The 16,629-nt window shown below is 31.1% G+C and carries 20 protein-coding genes and 1 riboswitch; of the genes, 1 reads left to right on the top strand and 19 read right to left on the bottom strand.

Annotated elements, in window-relative coordinates:
* The first annotated feature begins 125 nt into the window (after positions 1–125).
* Positions 126–512 (top strand): rhodanese-like domain-containing protein, encoded by a 387-nt coding sequence (locus C7J89_RS08215; protein WP_061854596.1) that lies wholly within the window; start codon positions 126–128, stop codon positions 510–512.
* A gap of 214 nt (positions 513–726) precedes the next feature.
* Here C7J89_RS08215 and gcvPB read toward each other — a convergent pair whose 3' ends face one another.
* From gcvPB to C7J89_RS08115, 19 genes are all read right to left on the bottom strand, one after another.
* The gene (gene gcvPB / locus C7J89_RS08210; RefSeq protein WP_103295708.1) at positions 727–2,202 is read right to left on the bottom strand and encodes an aminomethyl-transferring glycine dehydrogenase subunit GcvPB; all 1,476 of its coding nucleotides are present in this window, start codon (positions 2,200–2,202) and stop codon (positions 727–729) included.
* Positions 2,189–3,541 (bottom strand): aminomethyl-transferring glycine dehydrogenase subunit GcvPA, encoded by a 1,353-nt coding sequence (gene gcvPA / locus C7J89_RS08205; RefSeq protein WP_103295709.1) that lies wholly within the window; start codon positions 3,539–3,541, stop codon positions 2,189–2,191. The genes gcvPB and gcvPA overlap by 14 nt, the downstream gene beginning before the upstream one ends.
* 19 nt (positions 3,542–3,560) lie before the next feature.
* Positions 3,561–4,652, bottom strand: a complete 1,092-nt coding sequence (gene gcvT / locus C7J89_RS08200; RefSeq protein ID WP_103295710.1) for a glycine cleavage system aminomethyltransferase GcvT — start codon at positions 4,650–4,652, stop codon at positions 3,561–3,563.
* A 75-nt stretch (positions 4,653–4,727) separates the two neighbouring features.
* A riboswitch (glycine riboswitch) is annotated at positions 4,728–4,821 on the bottom strand.
* Complete coding sequence (locus tag C7J89_RS08195) at positions 4,818–5,330, bottom strand: shikimate kinase (protein WP_103295711.1); 513 nt, start codon at positions 5,328–5,330, stop codon at positions 4,818–4,820. (Overlaps the previous riboswitch by 4 nt.)
* A 167-nt stretch (positions 5,331–5,497) precedes the next feature.
* On the bottom strand, positions 5,498–5,920 hold the full coding sequence (comGF, locus tag C7J89_RS08185; protein WP_267895088.1) for a competence type IV pilus minor pilin ComGF: 423 nt from the start codon (positions 5,918–5,920) through the stop codon (positions 5,498–5,500).
* Positions 5,904–6,191, bottom strand: a complete 288-nt coding sequence (locus C7J89_RS08180) for a hypothetical protein (RefSeq protein WP_103295109.1) — start codon at positions 6,189–6,191, stop codon at positions 5,904–5,906. Before C7J89_RS08180 ends, comGF begins: the two co-directional genes overlap by 17 nt.
* Positions 6,178–6,618 (bottom strand): competence type IV pilus minor pilin ComGD, encoded by a 441-nt coding sequence (gene comGD, locus C7J89_RS08175; protein ID WP_233432455.1) that lies wholly within the window; start codon positions 6,616–6,618, stop codon positions 6,178–6,180. Before comGD ends, C7J89_RS08180 begins: the two co-directional genes overlap by 14 nt.
* Positions 6,599–6,907, bottom strand: coding sequence for a competence type IV pilus major pilin ComGC (gene comGC, locus C7J89_RS08170; protein ID WP_103295107.1), 309 nt, complete (start codon positions 6,905–6,907; stop codon positions 6,599–6,601). The genes comGD and comGC overlap by 20 nt, the downstream gene beginning before the upstream one ends.
* Before the next feature lie 13 nt (positions 6,908–6,920).
* Positions 6,921–7,988, bottom strand: a complete 1,068-nt coding sequence (gene comGB / locus C7J89_RS08165; RefSeq protein ID WP_233432426.1) for a competence type IV pilus assembly protein ComGB — start codon at positions 7,986–7,988, stop codon at positions 6,921–6,923.
* Positions 7,960–8,934 (bottom strand): competence type IV pilus ATPase ComGA, encoded by a 975-nt coding sequence (gene comGA / locus C7J89_RS08160; protein ID WP_103295106.1) that lies wholly within the window; start codon positions 8,932–8,934, stop codon positions 7,960–7,962. Before comGA ends, comGB begins: the two co-directional genes overlap by 29 nt.
* A 49-nt stretch (positions 8,935–8,983) precedes the next feature.
* A complete protein-coding gene (locus C7J89_RS08155; protein WP_103295105.1) occupies positions 8,984–9,607 on the bottom strand; it encodes an MBL fold metallo-hydrolase in 624 nt (207 codons plus the stop codon).
* Positions 9,594–9,932, bottom strand: coding sequence for an MTH1187 family thiamine-binding protein (locus tag C7J89_RS08150; RefSeq protein ID WP_061854584.1), 339 nt, complete (start codon positions 9,930–9,932; stop codon positions 9,594–9,596). The genes C7J89_RS08155 and C7J89_RS08150 overlap by 14 nt, the downstream gene beginning before the upstream one ends.
* Positions 9,932–10,918, bottom strand: a complete 987-nt coding sequence (locus C7J89_RS08145) for a glucokinase (RefSeq protein WP_103295104.1) — start codon at positions 10,916–10,918, stop codon at positions 9,932–9,934. Before C7J89_RS08145 ends, C7J89_RS08150 begins: the two co-directional genes overlap by 1 nt.
* Positions 10,919–11,119, bottom strand: a complete 201-nt coding sequence (locus C7J89_RS08140; RefSeq protein WP_103295103.1) for a YqgQ family protein — start codon at positions 11,117–11,119, stop codon at positions 10,919–10,921.
* Positions 11,120–12,562: a rhomboid family intramembrane serine protease gene (locus C7J89_RS08135; protein WP_103295102.1), complete on the bottom strand. Its 1,443-nt coding sequence runs from the start codon at positions 12,560–12,562 to the stop codon at positions 11,120–11,122.
* Positions 12,563–12,576: 14 nt separating this feature from the next.
* Positions 12,577–13,113: a 5-formyltetrahydrofolate cyclo-ligase gene (locus tag C7J89_RS08130; protein WP_103295101.1), complete on the bottom strand. Its 537-nt coding sequence runs from the start codon at positions 13,111–13,113 to the stop codon at positions 12,577–12,579.
* A 127-nt stretch (positions 13,114–13,240) separates the two neighbouring features.
* Positions 13,241–13,390: a 50S ribosomal protein L33 gene (rpmG, locus tag C7J89_RS08125; protein ID WP_002483181.1), complete on the bottom strand. Its 150-nt coding sequence runs from the start codon at positions 13,388–13,390 to the stop codon at positions 13,241–13,243.
* Positions 13,391–13,531: 141 nt separating this feature from the next.
* A complete protein-coding gene (locus tag C7J89_RS08120; protein ID WP_103295100.1) occupies positions 13,532–15,580 on the bottom strand; it encodes a peptidoglycan D,D-transpeptidase FtsI family protein in 2,049 nt (682 codons plus the stop codon).
* A gap of 120 nt (positions 15,581–15,700) precedes the next feature.
* The gene (locus tag C7J89_RS08115; protein WP_048793585.1) at positions 15,701–16,300 is read right to left on the bottom strand and encodes a superoxide dismutase; all 600 of its coding nucleotides are present in this window, start codon (positions 16,298–16,300) and stop codon (positions 15,701–15,703) included.
* Between the last annotated feature and the right edge of the window lie 329 nt (positions 16,301–16,629).

Here is a 16,629-nt window from a genome sequence, read left to right as displayed (position 1 = left end):
AAAAAGTATAGGAACTGTTTAATGATATCGGTTACAAAACTTTAATATTTTTAAAAAATATCTTTTGATAAATCGTTCTAACAGTCTTATAATATATATTATCGAGAAAATAGGGAGGATGCAAGATGAGTAACTTTTGGTTTATAGCTTTAGCATTAATAATTATTATCATTGCTTATATGTTAATCAACCAATTAATCAATAAAAGAGCAGTTACAGAATTAAATCAAAATGATTTTCATGATGGTTTAAGAAAAGCTCAAGTTATTGATGTAAGGGAAAAAGTTGATTACGAATATGGGCACATTGTTGGAGCTCGCAACATACCTATTACAATGTTTAAACAAAGATTTCAAGGTTTAAGAAAAGACCAACCTATTTACCTTTGTGATGCAAATGGAATAGCAAGTTATCGTGCCGCAAGAATCTTGAAAAAGAATGGCTACACTGACATCTACATGTTAAAAGGTGGCTATAAAAAATGGACAGGCAAAATTAAATCAAAAAAATAAACCACTTAAATGGTTAATTTAAAAAGATTAGATATAGTTTGAACATAATTTATTGAGACTGAGTTATATTACAATAACTTAGTCTTTTTTATTTTATTTTTAAACTGTTACTTGAAGCAAATTTACTCACTAAATTCATAAACACTTAAAATAATATTAAATGACGGCTTCTATTTAAATTTAATAGAAACCGTCATAATTAAGTAACTTGTTATTATTTTTCTTCTTCTAATCGTTCGAATTTAAGTACTGGTTTACGTGCAGCTTTAGTTTCATCTAGACGATCTATAATAGTCGTATGTGGTGCTTCCAACACAATGTCTGGATTGTTTTCAACTTCTTCTGCAATTTGTATCATTGTGTCACAGAAGTAATCTAATGTTTCTTTTGATTCTGTTTCTGTTGGTTCAATCATCATGCCTTCATCGACATTTAATGGGAAGTATATTGTTGGTGGATGCACACCAAAGTCTAATAGTCGTTTAGCCATATCTAATGTACGTACGCCATGTTCTTTTTGTTTAGAACCACTTAACACGAATTCATGTTTACAATATTGTTCGTAAGGAATTGCAAAGTGTTTACTTAATCGAGCTTTAATATAGTTAGCATTGAGCACAGCTGCTTCTGAAACTTCTTTTAAACCTATATTACCCATTGTTCTAATATAAGTATAAGCTCTTAAATAAATGCCAAAGTTACCATAAAATGGTTTAACTCGACCAATAGAGTCTTTAATATCATTATCATATTTGAACGTATTATTTTCTTTTACGACCATTGGTTTAGGTAAAAAGCTAGCTAATTCTTTTTTAACACCTATAGGTCCTGAACCTGGTCCACCGCCACCATGTGGTCCTGTAAATGTTTTGTGTAAGTTTAAATGTACAGCGTCAAAGCCCATATCACCAGGTCTTACTTTGTCCATAATCGCATTTAAATTAGCGCCATCATAATACAATAAGCCACCTGCTTCATGTACAATGTTTCTAATTTCTATTATGTTTTGTTCGAAAATACCTAACGTATTTGGGTTGGTTAACATAATTGCAGCTGTATTTTCGTTTACAACACGTTTTAAGTCTTCTACATCGACTTCTCCACGTTCATTAGATTTAACTGTTACAGCTTTGAAACCAGCAAATGCTGCAGATGCAGGATTTGTACCATGCGCTGAATCTGGAACTATAACTTCCTCTCTATGACCTTCATTATTTTTTAAGTGATATGCTTTAAAAATCATTAACGCAGTCCATTCACCATGAGCCCCAGCAGCTGGCTGTAACGTCACTTCATCCATACCAGTAATCTCTTTTAATTCTTCTTGTAAATTATAAATTATTTCTAATGATCCTTGCACTTGTGATTCCTCTTGTAATGGATGTGCTTCAGCAAATCCAGGAATACGTGCAACTTTTTCATTGATTTTTGGGTTGTATTTCATCGTACAAGAACCTAGTGGATAAAAGCCAGAATCTACGCCGAAATTTTTATTTGATAATTCAGTATAGTGACGAACTAAATCTAATTCAGATACTTCAGGAAATTCAGCTTTGTTTTTACGAATAAATTTTTCATCAAGTAACTGTTCAACAGCGTTACTCTCTATTTCTTTTTTAGGTAATGTATATGCATAGCGGTCTTTTTTAGAACGTTCAAAAATTAATGGAGTGGATTTACTTACTACCATTGATTTCACCTGCTTTCTCAACAAATGTATCTATTTCAGCTTTAGTTCTTAATTCAGTTACTGCCACCAACATGTGTTGATCTAATTTTGCGTCAACTTCTTTTAAATCAAAGCCTCCAATAAAACCTTCATCAACTAATTTGGCATTAATTTCAGCAATAGGTTGATCAAATTTAACGACAAATTCATTAAATGAAGTACCTTCTAACACTTCAAACCCATTCTTCTTAAATTGATCTTTGGCATAATTAGCATTTTCAAAGTTTCTAACTGCGATATCTTGTAAACCTTGTTTTCCTAAAGCTGACATACAAATAGACGATGCCAATGCATTGAGTGCTTGGTTTGAACAGATGTTTGAAGTCGCTTTATCACGTCTAATATGTTGTTCGCGTGCTTGTAACGTTAATACAAATCCACGATTGCCATCTTCATCTTCAGTTTGACCTACTAAACGACCAGGCGTTTTACGCATTAATTTCTTAGTCGTTGCAAAGAAACCACAATGTGGACCACCAAATTGAGCTGGTATACCAAATGGTTGAGTATCGCCAACTACAATATCCGCACCAAAATCACCAGGTGGCGTTAATAAACCAAGAGAAATTGGATTTGTGTAGACAATGAATAGTGCTTTTTTGTCATTAATAAAGGATTGTATTTTTTCTAAATCTTCGATTGAGCCGTAGAAGTTTGGATACTGAACTGCAACTGCAGCGGTATCATCATCTACAGCTTCTTCTAATTTAGCTAAATCAGTTATTGTGCCATCTAAATCAACTTCGACTAACTCGAATTCGGCACGTGTTTGTATATATGTTTTTAATACTTGAAGTGCTTGATAATGTAACCCTTTAGAAACTACGATTTTATTCTTTTTAGTTTGACTAAATGCTAAAATACAAGCTTCTGCAAAACTAGTCATACCATCGTACATAGAAGAGTTTGCTATATCCATACCAGTTAATTCACAAATTAAAGTTTGGAATTCGAAAATTGCTTGTAATTCCCCTTGTGATATTTCCGGTTGATAAGGTGTGTATGCAGTATAAAATTCTGATCTAGAAATCATTGCATCTACTACTGCAGGAGCGTAATGATCATATACACCGGCACCTAAAAAAGAAGTATGTGTTTCTTTAGTAACATTCTTTTTAGCGATATTATTAAGTTTTTTAAATAAAGAAGTTTCTGACTCCCCATCATCAATTTTCAATTCTCTATTTAATAATATGTCTTTTGGTACATCTCCAAAAAGTTCATCAATAGACTTTGCACCTATGACATCTAGCATTTCTAGTTTATCTTGTTCAGTTAATGGAATATAACGATGACTCACTGCGGACACCCCTTTTTAGTTATTTAGAAATTTGATTTTTTTTGACAATTTTAGCTTTAACTTGACGTTTACGAACTTGCACTAGTATTTCTTTATCTAATTCGAATTCATCTCTGTTAATTATTGCCAACCCAATAGATTTACCACTTTGTGGTGATTGTGTTCCAGAAGTAACTTCTCCGATTTGATTGCCATCAAGATTTAAAACTTCATATCCAGTACGAGGAATACCTTTATCAATCATTTCGATACCGATAGTTCTACGTTTAGAACCATTCTCTTTTTGTTCTTTTAAAACAGATTTCCCAATAAAATCAGCGTCAATCAGTGGTTTTGCTGCAAATGCTATGCCACCTTCATACGGTGTAATTGTTTCGCTTAAATCTTGTCCATGTAACGGTAAACCGGCTTCTAAACGCAATGTATCTCTTGCACCTAAGCCACACGGAGTAACCCCATGCTCGATAAAGTGATTCCACAAAATAACACAATCGTTTGCTTCACAATAAATTTCAAAGCCATCCTCACCAGTATAACCGGATTGAGAAAGCATAATAGTTTTACCTAAATAAGAAACATTATGAGCTACATCAAATGGTTTCATTGATGAAAGATCAAAATCTACATCTTGTTGTATTAGTTTTCTAGCTTCAGGTCCCTGTACAGCTAATTGTCCATATTGATTTGAAACATTCTCTACTTCAACATCAAAATCATTAGCATGAGATTTAATCCAATCAAAATCTTTATCAGTATTAGCAGCGTTAACTACTAATAAAAATGTATCTTGATCTAGTTTATAAGTGATTAAATCATCAATAACACCACCATTTTCATTACATAAAGCAGTGTATTGTGCTTTATCAGTTGTTATTTGGTCAGTATCATTAGAAAGAATATATTGGATAAATTGAGCACTTTCTGTACCTTTGATTAATATTTCTCCCATGTGACTGACATCAAAGATACCTACAGAAGTTCTTACTGCAATGTGCTCATCTTTAATACTTGAAAATTGTACAGGCATAGCCCATCCACCAAACTCTACAATTTTTGCATCACTATCAACAAAAGTTTGATAAAGCGGCGTTTTTTTTAGGTCATTCGTCATTATGCTACCTCCTAATTTATATATTAAAAAACAGGATAGCTAATTAAAGCTACCCTGTTTCTTCATCCAGGAATGCGTCACAGTGTTATCCTTTTGCCTGAGAGTTTCGTTAAACTTGCACCTTCGGCGATGACATCCAAACTTTGTCATTCTCTCCAACACTGATCAATCGCTTGTTAAGCGTTCTATTATAGTTGTTTGTAATTCATTTAAAGTCATATCACTGATGACTTTGATGAATGCGATTTCATTATATCTTGAAACTCTAGTTAAATACAAGTCATTTAGTGAGGAAAGTGTTTTATTATTCGCATTGGGACGATTTTGATCATTTTTAATACGGTCGTATAAAATATTAATATCACAATCTAACCAAATCACGTTACTAACATTTTTTAATAATTGATAAGATTCGTCGCCTTCTATAATACCTCCACCAGTAGAAATGATATCGTAGTAAGCTAAGCAATCTTTCAAATATTTAGCTTCTAGTTGGCGAAAACCTTGTTCACCTATCGAATCAAATATTTCGGGTATCGTTTGGTGTTCTTGTTGAACGATATAATGATCTAAATCCACAAAAGAAAGATGGTTAGATTTAGCCATGTATTGGCCAAGCGTTGTTTTACCTGTACCCATAAAACCTATTAAAACAATTGGTGTTATACTGCTATCCATGAAATTACTCTTCCTCCACTAGTTGTCTTTGAATTTGATTATCGTAATAATCGTTTATGTTCGATAGTGTCTTCAATTTCAAACTATAATTTATAATATAAAATGATATTAAAAATAAATATAGCATAAAAAAGCTCATCACAAAAGGATAGAAATAGCCATTACCTTTAAAAATATAATGTTTTTTCAATTATTTCACCTTTGTCTTGCAGTTTAATATCTATTAAAAAATTATCGTTGTTTAACTCAGTCACGTTAAAAGCCATAACATTATATAACATAGTGATGTTGCCACTGTTATTAACTTCTTTAATAACTTTATTGTTTTTGAATTTATAATAATATGTCGTATCATCTTTCTGAAATCTGATATTGCTATTGTTTACTATCGTGACCTTATTTGTTTCTTTATAATCTTTAATCATGTCTCTTAGGAAAAATTCTAATTCAATATCGGCGACGCTAGTTATGTTAGTGTTAAATATAACTATAGTCTTTAATAAGAATGGTATTAATTGAACGAGTATTAACATAATTAACATGGCTAGCATCATTTCAATCATTGTAAATGCTTTAACTTTTTTGTTGATAACATACTTTTTTATTAGTCGTCTCCTTTTTAATGCAAATCATTTTATCGCGATTCGTTATTATATATTGATTAAAATTAGTATTTTCTGGTAATTTTGGCGTCTTAATAAGTTTGTTGTATAAAACTCGCTTTAATTCTAAATCACTATGTTGATCATTCAATTTATTATTAGAAATATTTAATAGTGGAAGTAACGTAATACATAAAGTACTAAGCATTAAAAACGAAAATAGTGCATCTAGTAGCACAGAACCATTATAGTTTTTCATATCGGATTCTTCCTTTTTCAATATGAAATATAATTTTATACATTGCATGATTTAATTGAACATAGAGTGAACCAAATTGATGATTATGACCATCTTTGTCAAAAGTTATATATTTAAGGTTAGTATACGGATGAATAGTGCCATTTTTTATTAATAATGGCTGATACATATTATGTTGTGCATCGATAATTTTTATTGAATTACTATCTGGTCTAAATATTAATACAATTGATTGCTCCTCTTTAATTGCTTTAGATTTTAAATACTGTATTTCTGTAATTAGCTGTTTAATTTGATTATCCGTCGAATAAAAAGACGAAGATTGAATTTTATTATTGAATTGTAAATAGAGCATAGTGGACAGAATGAGCATAACAATGATTAATTCTAAATAAGAAAATGCTGGCTTAGCTTGCAACAGCCTCACCATTGTTTATTGCTATTGTTTGACCATTTTTACAAGATTTTTGTTCATCCTTGATGAATCCCTCGCTTACTAGATTATCTATAGTGTTAGGTGGTTGTCCAAATTTCAATGTATAAGCTTGAATTTGACTATCTATAAGTTTTAGCTGTGCTTTACATCCTGTTGTCTGAATATGTTTAGATTGTTTTGAAATATTAGGGATTATTAATACTAAAAGTAGACTAATTATGAGTAATACTAAAAGCATTTCTATTAAAGTAAATGCTTTAAAATGTTTAATTTTGTTCATTTCTAACCTCCAGTTATTTAATAGTTTGGATTAATTCAAACATAGGTAGCATGATTACTAAATAAAGTGCAATGATTAGAAAAGCTAATATGACAAAAGTTACGGGTTGTATAATTTTGATTTGGCGTTGCATTCTTTGTTCGATTTTAGTTCTGATAATCGTACTGTAAAATTGTAGTTCTAAACCTAATTTTCCACTTTGCTCACCTTGTGTAATAAACGTGATTAAGTCTGCTTGATAACAAGAAATATTAGATAAAATTGTTCCTAACGTATCACCTTGTTGAGTGCCTTGAGCGATTTGTTCAGCTAAATATTTTAAATAAAGATCGTCTTCTTGTAAGTTATATAACTTAACTATATTTTGTAATGTGACGCCATGACGATAAAACAACGAGAATTCTGAAGCTAATCTATATGTTTTGAATAGACTAAAATAGTGTTTAATAATTGGAATAAATTGCATAAGTTTAATTTGTTGAGGTATTGTCAGGTGATGATATATCATCCAAAAAATAACAGTTAAAATAATAAGTATTAATATTGTATAGATAAATATAACAGGTAAAAATGTAATGAAGAGGCTCATAAATTGTTGTAGTGGTGAAAGTTTGACTTCCATCGTTTTAAACAGGTCATTGAATTGAGGAATAATCGTATAGTTTATTGCAATAAGCATAATAATAAAAATTGTGATTAATACTATGGGGTATTGAATCGTTTTGAGAAGCATTTTCTTCGCTTGATAATTACGTTCTAAAAAAGTTTGTACATGAGTCAAACAGCTAGATAAATCCCCAAAAAGTTCTGCAAAGTAAATAAACATAACAACTGATTGAGGAAAGTTTAATGATTTTAATATTTGATGACAACTTGCACCTGAATTTATTGTTGTTAAAATTTTCTCCTTAATAATATCTTTACGAAATGTTGTTTGTTTAACTAAAAATCTAAACGCTTCGGAAATAGTAAAGCCATGGTTTATTAAATCATTTAATCTACTTATAAATTCTATTTGTTCTTGGGCTGATATAATTTTTTGGTTATACGGTCTAAATATATTTTTGGTAAGTATCCTCACAAATTACCCCCTCTTCTGACAAAGATTTTAATTCCTTTGGTAGGCTTTGAAAATTTGCGGGCAACTTATAGTTATGTTCAAAGAAATAATTAATATCATTATTATTCATATGCTCGGCTATTAAAAATCTCTCTTTGTCGTTAGAAGTAACAAGTCTTTGATTTGTAATGCAGAGTACTGATTGTGATAATTCTTGTTGCGTGACACCCATTTCTAACAATCGTAATAATGCTCCTTTACAATTATTCGCATGCATCGTTGTTAAAACTAAATGGCCACTTAAACTTGCATGTAAGACTTCTTTTGCGATTGATTGGTTTCTAATCTCTCCTATCAAAATTACATCAGGATCACAGCGTAATATAGCTTTAAACGTATTTTGATAATTAATACCAGCTTTTTCATTTACTGAAACTTGAGTTATACCATTAATAATACGTTCAACAGGGTCCTCTATTGTAATAACATTTAAATTAAGTTGCTCTTTAGCATACATCGACATATTATACATACTAGTGCTTTTCCCAGAACCTGTTGGTCCAGTGAATAGTAGCAAGCCTTGCTTTTTATTCATAAAATCATATAAATAAGGCAAATTTAACGGTTGTTGCTGTTCGTTAAAGTAGTGTGGCACAATTCGAATAACACAACTTTCTAAACCAAGTGATAGCGGTAATGTTGAAATTCGGAGATAATATAGCTCTTTATATTTGTATACATACCTACCACTTTGAGCTATGTGACTCGTCGATACATCTAAATTTGCTTGATATTTCATAAAAGTTAAGAGTTTTAAATATAAACTTTTAGTAATAGCTTGATGTTGAATTAAATCATCTTGTACTCGTAATTTAATTAACACATTATTATCAGTAGGAATAAAATGAATGTCAGAACTATTTTGGTTAATAGCTTTATTAATTAATTCATTGAACAATAGTTTCAAAAAAAGTCACCTCCTACTTTAATAAACGTAAGAGGTGACTAAATTACTTCTAACCATGTAAAAATGGATTAAATTGTTCATCGTCAACGGTTGTATATGGACCGTGACCAGGGAATAATGGTAAATCGCCTTCTAACTCAAATAATTTATCTTGTATTGAGTCAACTAACGTTTCATAGTCCCCTTTATATAAATCAGTGCGACCAATACCTTGCTTAAATAAAGTATCGCCTACTACAGCAAAGTCATTGAATACGAAAGTTAAACTACCAGGTGAATGTCCTGGTGTATGTAACACTTCAAATTCAAAACCGGCTAAATTAACTTTGCCTTCTTCTAAGGATTGTGGCTTAGCGTCGCTGACGACTTCTGGTAAGCCAAATTGTTTAAATTTTGCTGAGCCATTCTTTTCGGTATTAACTAAAAAATCAAACTCAATGGCGCTCATATAAACCGGAACTTGATATTTTTCGACAATATCATCTAAAGCGGCAATGTGGTCAAAGTGCGCATGCGTTAGTAATACCGCTTTGACAGTTTTATTTAGTTGGTTTACTTTTTTAATAATTTGTCCACTTTCGCCTGCTGGATCAACAATTATTATACCGTCTTCATTCTCGATAAAATAACAATTAGTTTCAACTGGGCCTAGAGTTAAACTAGATATTCTCATTATTATCACCATTAGAATTTAAATGTTTTTCTACAGATGCTAATTTATCATTCATTTTTCTTGATTTATCACGTCTGTCATCAATTCTAATATTTGTACAAACTCTATCTAATCCTTTATCGAAAGGTAGTTCGTGAATTGCTTGCACGACTTCTAATAAGTCAGCTAATTCGCCTTCGATTAAAGTATTCATTGGTGTAAGTTGGTAATCTATTTTACCAGCTTTTTTATACTCTTTTAATTTAGTTTGAATTTCTGCAATATATTTACTTACGCTTGGTCCTTCAGTACCTACTGGAATTACAACAACATCAACAATTGCCATTATTTAATACCTTCCTTCTCTAAGACATACGTATAAATTAATCCTGCAGCACCTGTAATTCCGGCATCATTACCTAATTCTGCTTGTACAATTTCAGTGCCTTGTTGTGCAGGTGAAAATGTTAAATTATAGTATTCAGTTTTAATATTTTCGATTAAAATCAAACCTGCTGTGGACATGCCTCCACCTAAAACAATGTATTTAGGATTGCTTGTCACACTAATGATACTACATAAGTAAGCGATATAATTAGCGACTCTTTCTGTAATGAAAATACAGAATTGATCGCCTGCTTTAGCAGCATTAAAAACAGCTTTTGCTGTAACTTTATTAGATTTAATTAATTCTAATATAGATGATTTAAAAGTTAACTTAGGGTAATAGAAATTAACTAAATTAACGACACCTGTTGCAGAAGCAACTGTTTCGATACAACCAGACTTGCCACAATTACATTTAAAGCGTTGATCATGGTCAACTCTGAAATGGCCTATCTCAGCTCCTGAGCCATTATGACCATGAACAATCTCACCATTTGAAATTATACCGCCACCTAATCCAGTACCTAAAGTAATGGCTACAACATCATCTGCACCTTTACCAGCACCTTTATGTTTTTCACCTAATGCAGCAACATTTGCATCATTATCTACGTAAACAGGGCATGAAACGAACTGTTGGAATATTTCTCTAACTTTCACATTACCTTTCCAATAAAGATTGACAGCACCATTTACTATTCCAGATTCAAAATCTACTGGACCTGGTACACCAATACCTACACCAATAACATCTTCGAAACTATATCCGAATGCTGCTACTTTTTCTTCAAATGAATCATAAACGCCTTTTAATAACGTATATCCTGTTGAATCTGTAGTATCAGTTTCAATTGACCATTTTTCTAATCTTTCTAGATCTTCATCAAATAAACCTAATTTACAAGTTGTACCGCCAACGTCTGCAGCTAATATGATTTTCTTCATTTATCTATTCATCCTTCTCTGCTTTATAATTAATTTGCATTTAATGTAATCATCTTTTGATATTAATTCATATTGGAATAATTGAGAAATTTCTTGTTCAATCATTTCATACATATCTTCTTTGTCTTTAAAATAAATAATAAAACCAAATTGTTTTAACAATTGTAAAACATCATAAAAGTTATTAAGATTTTGTCTCATTTAATCTTTCAACTCTTTTGTTAAATTTAAATAATCATGGTTATGGGGGTCGGCTTTGAGTGCTTTTTTAGCATATTTACGTGCCTTGCTTTTATCATCCAATGCACGATTTGCTATAGCAAGCTCATAATTCAAAATACCTGAATTAGGATAATATCTTAAGCCTCTCTCCCAGTCAGCCATACCTTCTGCTCTAGAATTTAATGTCGTTGTAATTAATCCATTTAAATAATATGTTTCATCATCCGCATAATTCTTTTTGATGGTATGTTTGACCATGCTTTGTGCTTCTTTGTAATTACCTTGAGTCATTTCGTTAGTAATAATTGTATTGTAAATATTATCTTCTTTAATAGTGAAAATACGAATTTGGGCAGCTACGAATAGAATTAACAAAATAACTAATACAATCCAAAATTTATTTTTATCACTAACAAAATAATGCCCTAATAAACAAATTAAAAAGCCACCGATCAAGCCGCCGATATGAGCATAAACGTTAATATTAGTCATAAATAATGAAATTACGATTAATATAACTAATACAATAAGTAATTGACCAATTAATTTTTTATTAAAGTTCTTACTAATAAACATAAAAGCAAACAACGCGCCTATCAAACCAAATATTGCGCCACTGGCACCGGCTGACACCGTCGTAATATTAAATGATAATGATGCAAAGTTAGCAAATATCCCTGCAAACAAATATATGACAAGCATACGCCAATGACCCACTATAGATTCTACTATTTTACCAAAAATAAATAGGCTTAGCATGTTCATTAAAATATGTTCAAAGTTGTAATGTAAAAAGATGGAAGTCACTAAACGATACCATTCTCCATGAATAACATTAAAATGAACCAAACCACCGGCGTCTAATAAACTTAATTGTGTAAAATGATTGAAAAACAAAATCATCGATAACCAAATAATGACATTAATGATAATTAAGGCATATGTAATTGGCGCAAACTTTAACATATGTTTTTCAATAGGATTTGTATTTAGAACACGTTTCTTAAAATATGATAATGTATGCTTTTTATTATCTTGTTTATATATCGTTTTAACAAATAAATTAGGCATAATCCGTTCAAGTGATTGCTCATTCCTTATTATTTTAACGGTGTAAGTCGTTTGACCCGACTCATTTAATTGTTCATCTGTAAAGTTGTGTTCTGTAATAAAATAGAGCGTCACTTTTTTTGGTTCAAAGGTCAAAAATTCTGAGACATCTTGTTTATGTTCTTTTATTTTATCTTTAGTAAATCGAATTTCTTGAGCAGATTTAATGTTGTAATTAAAAATAACAAGTTCATTTTTCTTTTTATGAGCAAGCCACACTTCTTGGTTATTTTCATCGTGATGCACTAACTCAAAATTAAAGTATTTTATCCAAAAATAACTGCATTTCCAAAAATGCTTTTCTGTAACCATTTGTGCCTCCATTATTAAGTTGTAGCGATTATTAAAGTATCAACTGGTTGATCGTGGTCCTCAGTTTCAAATGCGTCAATTTGAAAATCATAAATCAAGCTTATTGTATCTTGTTTATGATTTGCTAAAAACTTATCGAAATATCCACCACCATAGCCAATACGATAGCCATGATGATTAAAAACCACACCAGGTACGATTAATAAATCTAAATTCTCTGTAGTTTCATTATCGGCAACCACATGATTAATTCCTTTGCTATCTAATTCAATGTCAGCAAAATCAGTGATTTCTTTGAAAATCATAGAACGAAGTTTGTAGTTTGTTTCCGGAACAAAAACCTGCTTGTTATCTTCGAACATATGTCTAATTATATTGTATGTATTCACTTCGTGTGGCATCGATAACACTATACCAACAGTTTGTGCTTTGCGATAAACCTCAGTATCAAATAATTGATCGGCCAAGGAACTATCTGCAGCTTGTTTACCCGTGCTAGAAAATGATTTCATTTTATTTAGCATCTGTTTTCTCAATTCAACTTTAGTCAAATGCTCACCCTCTTCGTAACCATACTGACAATATTATAACGTTTCTCAATTGTAATGTCATTCAACTGGTACTTATTCTAGCCAAAATAAAAAAACTAGGTTCATAAGAACCTAGTTTATAGACGAATTATTTTGTTTCACGGTGCATAGTGTGTTTGTTATCACGAGCACAGTGTTTTTTCATTTCGATTCGTTCAGGATTAGTACGTTTATTTTTAGTTGTAATGTAGTTTCTTTCTCCACATTCTGTGCAAGCTAATGTTACGTTTACGCGCATGCTAATTCCTCCTTACCTTTTCAAAATACGACCTATTAATCATACCACTTACTTGAAAAATTGAAAAGTATTTATTTTTAATTAAAATGCTTTATATCGCTCTTTTATATCTTGATTGTTCATATTTTAATACTAAAGTTATTATTTCTCTTTATTTTTAAAATAGTTATTAATAACATCTCTACCTACATCACCGCCATTTAACCATGGTTCTGGTACTGGCTGGTTTGTGTAGACAATTGAAAATGCTAATTTAGGATTGTTTATTGGTGCATAACCAATATAAGTTGAGTTAACTCTAGGTTTACCATCTTGGAACACTTCAGCTGTACCTGTTTTACCCGCTGAAGGCACATCTGTATTATGGAAACTTTCATAACCTGTACCTGGCACTTCATTGAAGGCCATTTTGAAACCTTGTTGAACTTCATTGATTTGTGCGTTTGTGTTATTCACTTTATTTAAGACGTTTCCTTTAATTTTTTGTTTAACGGGACCAAGTGTGTCTTGATTTGTTGCATTTCTAATTTCTAGTCCAATATGAGGTTGTATTCTATAACCATTATTGGCAATTGTAGACACATATTGTGACAATTGCATTGGTGTATACGTATCATATTGACCGATTGCCAAGTCTAAATAATTACCTGGATTATTATTTAAAGGTTCTATTTGACCACTAGTTTCATTTGGTAAATCGATTCCAGTTTTAACACCAAGCCCTACTTGGTTTAATCCTTTACGTAATTTTTGACCGGCCACAGTGATATCTGATGGTAAATTCATGTTAGGCATATACGGATGACCTGCAATTTTTAGTGCAGTTTTAAACATATATACGTTTGATGAATGCATTAACGCTTGTTTATCATTAATCGTAACTCTACCATTTTGGTTAAAGTATGAATGTTTTTGTAGACCGCCGGCAAATTTCAATGGTTCATCGACCATTTTTTCGCCTACTTTGATCGCGTTATTTTGATAACCAGCTAATAAAGTTCCACCTTTAACTGATGAACCTACGGCATATTGGGAAGTAAAAGTACCAATATCATAATCAGTCATACTGCCATCTTTATGGATTTGTTTACCAACCATAGCTAAAATATCACCGTTATTAGGGTTTTGCACAACCATTAAAGCGTTATCCATATTTTTAGCGCCTTGGCTTCGTAATTTACTAATTTGCTCTTTTAGATATTTTTCTGTTTTACGTTGTAAATCAATATCAATACTTAGAACTAAATCATCACCACGAGAACCAGGGTTTACAACTTTAGAATTGATAATATCTCCAGATTTATCTGTCGTATATTTCATTTCTTTTTTCTTACCTTTTAGAATATCTTCGTACTGATATTCTAAATATGATTTTCCGACACGATCATTACGTGAGTAACCCTTAGATAAATATTTATCTGTTAATTCTTTTGGAATACCTTCTTTAGAAGTTGAAACATCACCTAAAACGCCTCTTAAAGTGTCGCCATAAGGATATTTTCTATCCCAATCCATACTTGTATTCACACCGGGTAACTGTGTTAGTTTTTGTGAAACAGCAGCATATTCTTTCTTCGTCACATCATCATTTTTAATGATTTGTGGATTTAAAGTAGAACCGGACATCATTTCACGATAAATTGCCAGTACTTGTAAATCTTTATCTGTTAAACTATTTAATTGTTTTGATGTTATCTTTTTATGTAAAGTATCATCATATTGTTCTTGAGAAATACTACCATCATCTAATAGACTTTGCTCATGTTTCATCATAGCTTTAGATTTATTTGGATGCTTTTGTATCCAATAATCTTGTTTATCTCTATCAGTAATTTGATCCGTCTTCATATGAATAAGTTTAGATAATTTTCGTGCCGTGGATAATACCTCATCTTGTGATGTTTTTTTGCCACGTGTATATGTAATAGCCATTTTTGACGCATTATCTACGATGACTTTACCATTTCTATCAAGAATTCTACCCCTTGGTACTGACTCATTTACAGTTATGTTTTCGCTATTTTTAATTTGCTGTTTATAATGAGAACCTTGGGCAATTTGTAGATAACCTAATCGGAGTACGACAATAGCAAAAATAAAAACAATTAGCCCAAACACAAAGCTAACTCTTTTATTCATTGTATTTCTAATTTTTTCATCATTTGATTTTTCTTTTAAACGTTTTAACAAATCAACCTACCTCTATTCAATAGTTCTCTCTTCAAATGATATATTAAATTACCTTATTTTTCTATAATTTTAATTAAAAAAATGACAGCCTCGTTAAAGGCTGCCATATACTAAATAGAATTATTTAGCTGCATTGTATAATTCGTCAACTTTTTCCCAGTTAACTACGTTCCAGAAAGCACTGATGTAATCTGGACGTTTGTTTTGATATTTAAGGTAATAAGCGTGTTCCCAAACATCTAAACCTAAGATAGGTGTTTTACCTTCAGTTAATGGATTGTCTTGGTTAGGTGTAGTAACGATTTCTAAGTTACCGTTATTTACTACTAACCATGCCCAACCTGAACCGAAACGGCCTGCAGCTTTATCAGCAAATTCTTCTTTAAATGCATCTAAAGAACCCCATTGTTCTTTAATTTTATCTACTACAGTACCTTTTTCTTCAGAGTTAGGAGTTAATAATTCCCAGAATAATGAATGGTTAATATGTCCCCCACCATTATTACGAACAGCTGTTTGAATGTTTTCAGGAACACTGTCTAAGTTTGCAATAATTTCTTCAATTGACTTAGATTCTAATTCAGTTCCTTCAACTGCTGCGTTTAATTTTGTTACATAAGTGTTATGGTGTTTATCGTGGTGAATTTCCATAGTTTCTTTATCGATGTGTGGTTCTAACGCATCAAACTCATAAGGTAATTTTGGTAATTCAAAAGCCATAAATAATCATCCTCCTAATTAATGTTAAGTAAAGCATAACAATTATTATATATGACAACAATTAAAATGCTTATCATTTTAATCAGACATGTAATTAATAAGTTGTCATCTTTGTTACTCTTCTAGTATATCTCAAATTCGCAATTTTTAAACATATATCCTTTATAAAATATTAGTTTAATAGTAATTCAGACTAATGGACTATATTTTGAATGGAATTAACGAGCATTTTCATACATTTAGTTAATAATTACATTAACCAACAATTAATATTCGCTTACAAGCATGTTCAAATTATCAAGGTAAATACAAAAGACTCACCTTTTAAA

Origin of the sequence: Staphylococcus kloosii (assembly GCF_003019255.1) — a bacterium.
Taxonomy (GTDB): domain Bacteria; phylum Bacillota; class Bacilli; order Staphylococcales; family Staphylococcaceae; genus Staphylococcus; species Staphylococcus kloosii.
Note: the sequence above shows the minus strand (reverse complement) of the source record. Positions and strands in the feature narration are given on the sequence as shown.

Coding starts and splice junctions, on each gene's coding strand:
- C7J89_RS08135 (WP_103295102.1), bottom strand. CDS start 12,562: ATGGTTACAGAAAAGCATTTTTGGAAATGCAGTTATTTTTGGATAAAA.
- C7J89_RS08195 (WP_103295711.1), bottom strand. CDS start 5,330: ATGGATAGCAGTATAACACCAATTGTTTTAATAGGTTTTATGGGTACA.
- C7J89_RS08215 (WP_061854596.1), top strand. CDS start 126: ATGAGTAACTTTTGGTTTATAGCTTTAGCATTAATAATTATTATCATT.
- C7J89_RS08150 (WP_061854584.1), bottom strand. CDS start 9,932: ATGGCAATTGTTGATGTTGTTGTAATTCCAGTAGGTACTGAAGGACCA.
- C7J89_RS08145 (WP_103295104.1), bottom strand. CDS start 10,918: ATGAAGAAAATCATATTAGCTGCAGACGTTGGCGGTACAACTTGTAAA.
- gcvPB (WP_103295708.1), bottom strand. CDS start 2,202: ATGGTAGTAAGTAAATCCACTCCATTAATTTTTGAACGTTCTAAAAAA.
- C7J89_RS08115 (WP_048793585.1), bottom strand. CDS start 16,300: ATGGCTTTTGAATTACCAAAATTACCTTATGAGTTTGATGCGTTAGAA.
- rpmG (WP_002483181.1), bottom strand. CDS start 13,390: ATGCGCGTAAACGTAACATTAGCTTGCACAGAATGTGGAGAAAGAAAC.
- comGC (WP_103295107.1), bottom strand. CDS start 6,907: ATGAACAAAATTAAACATTTTAAAGCATTTACTTTAATAGAAATGCTT.
- C7J89_RS08140 (WP_103295103.1), bottom strand. CDS start 11,119: ATGAGACAAAATCTTAATAACTTTTATGATGTTTTACAATTGTTAAAA.
- gcvT (WP_103295710.1), bottom strand. CDS start 4,652: ATGACGAATGACCTAAAAAAAACGCCGCTTTATCAAACTTTTGTTGAT.
- C7J89_RS08155 (WP_103295105.1), bottom strand. CDS start 9,607: ATGAGAATATCTAGTTTAACTCTAGGCCCAGTTGAAACTAATTGTTAT.
- C7J89_RS08180 (WP_103295109.1), bottom strand. CDS start 6,191: ATGAAAAACTATAATGGTTCTGTGCTACTAGATGCACTATTTTCGTTT.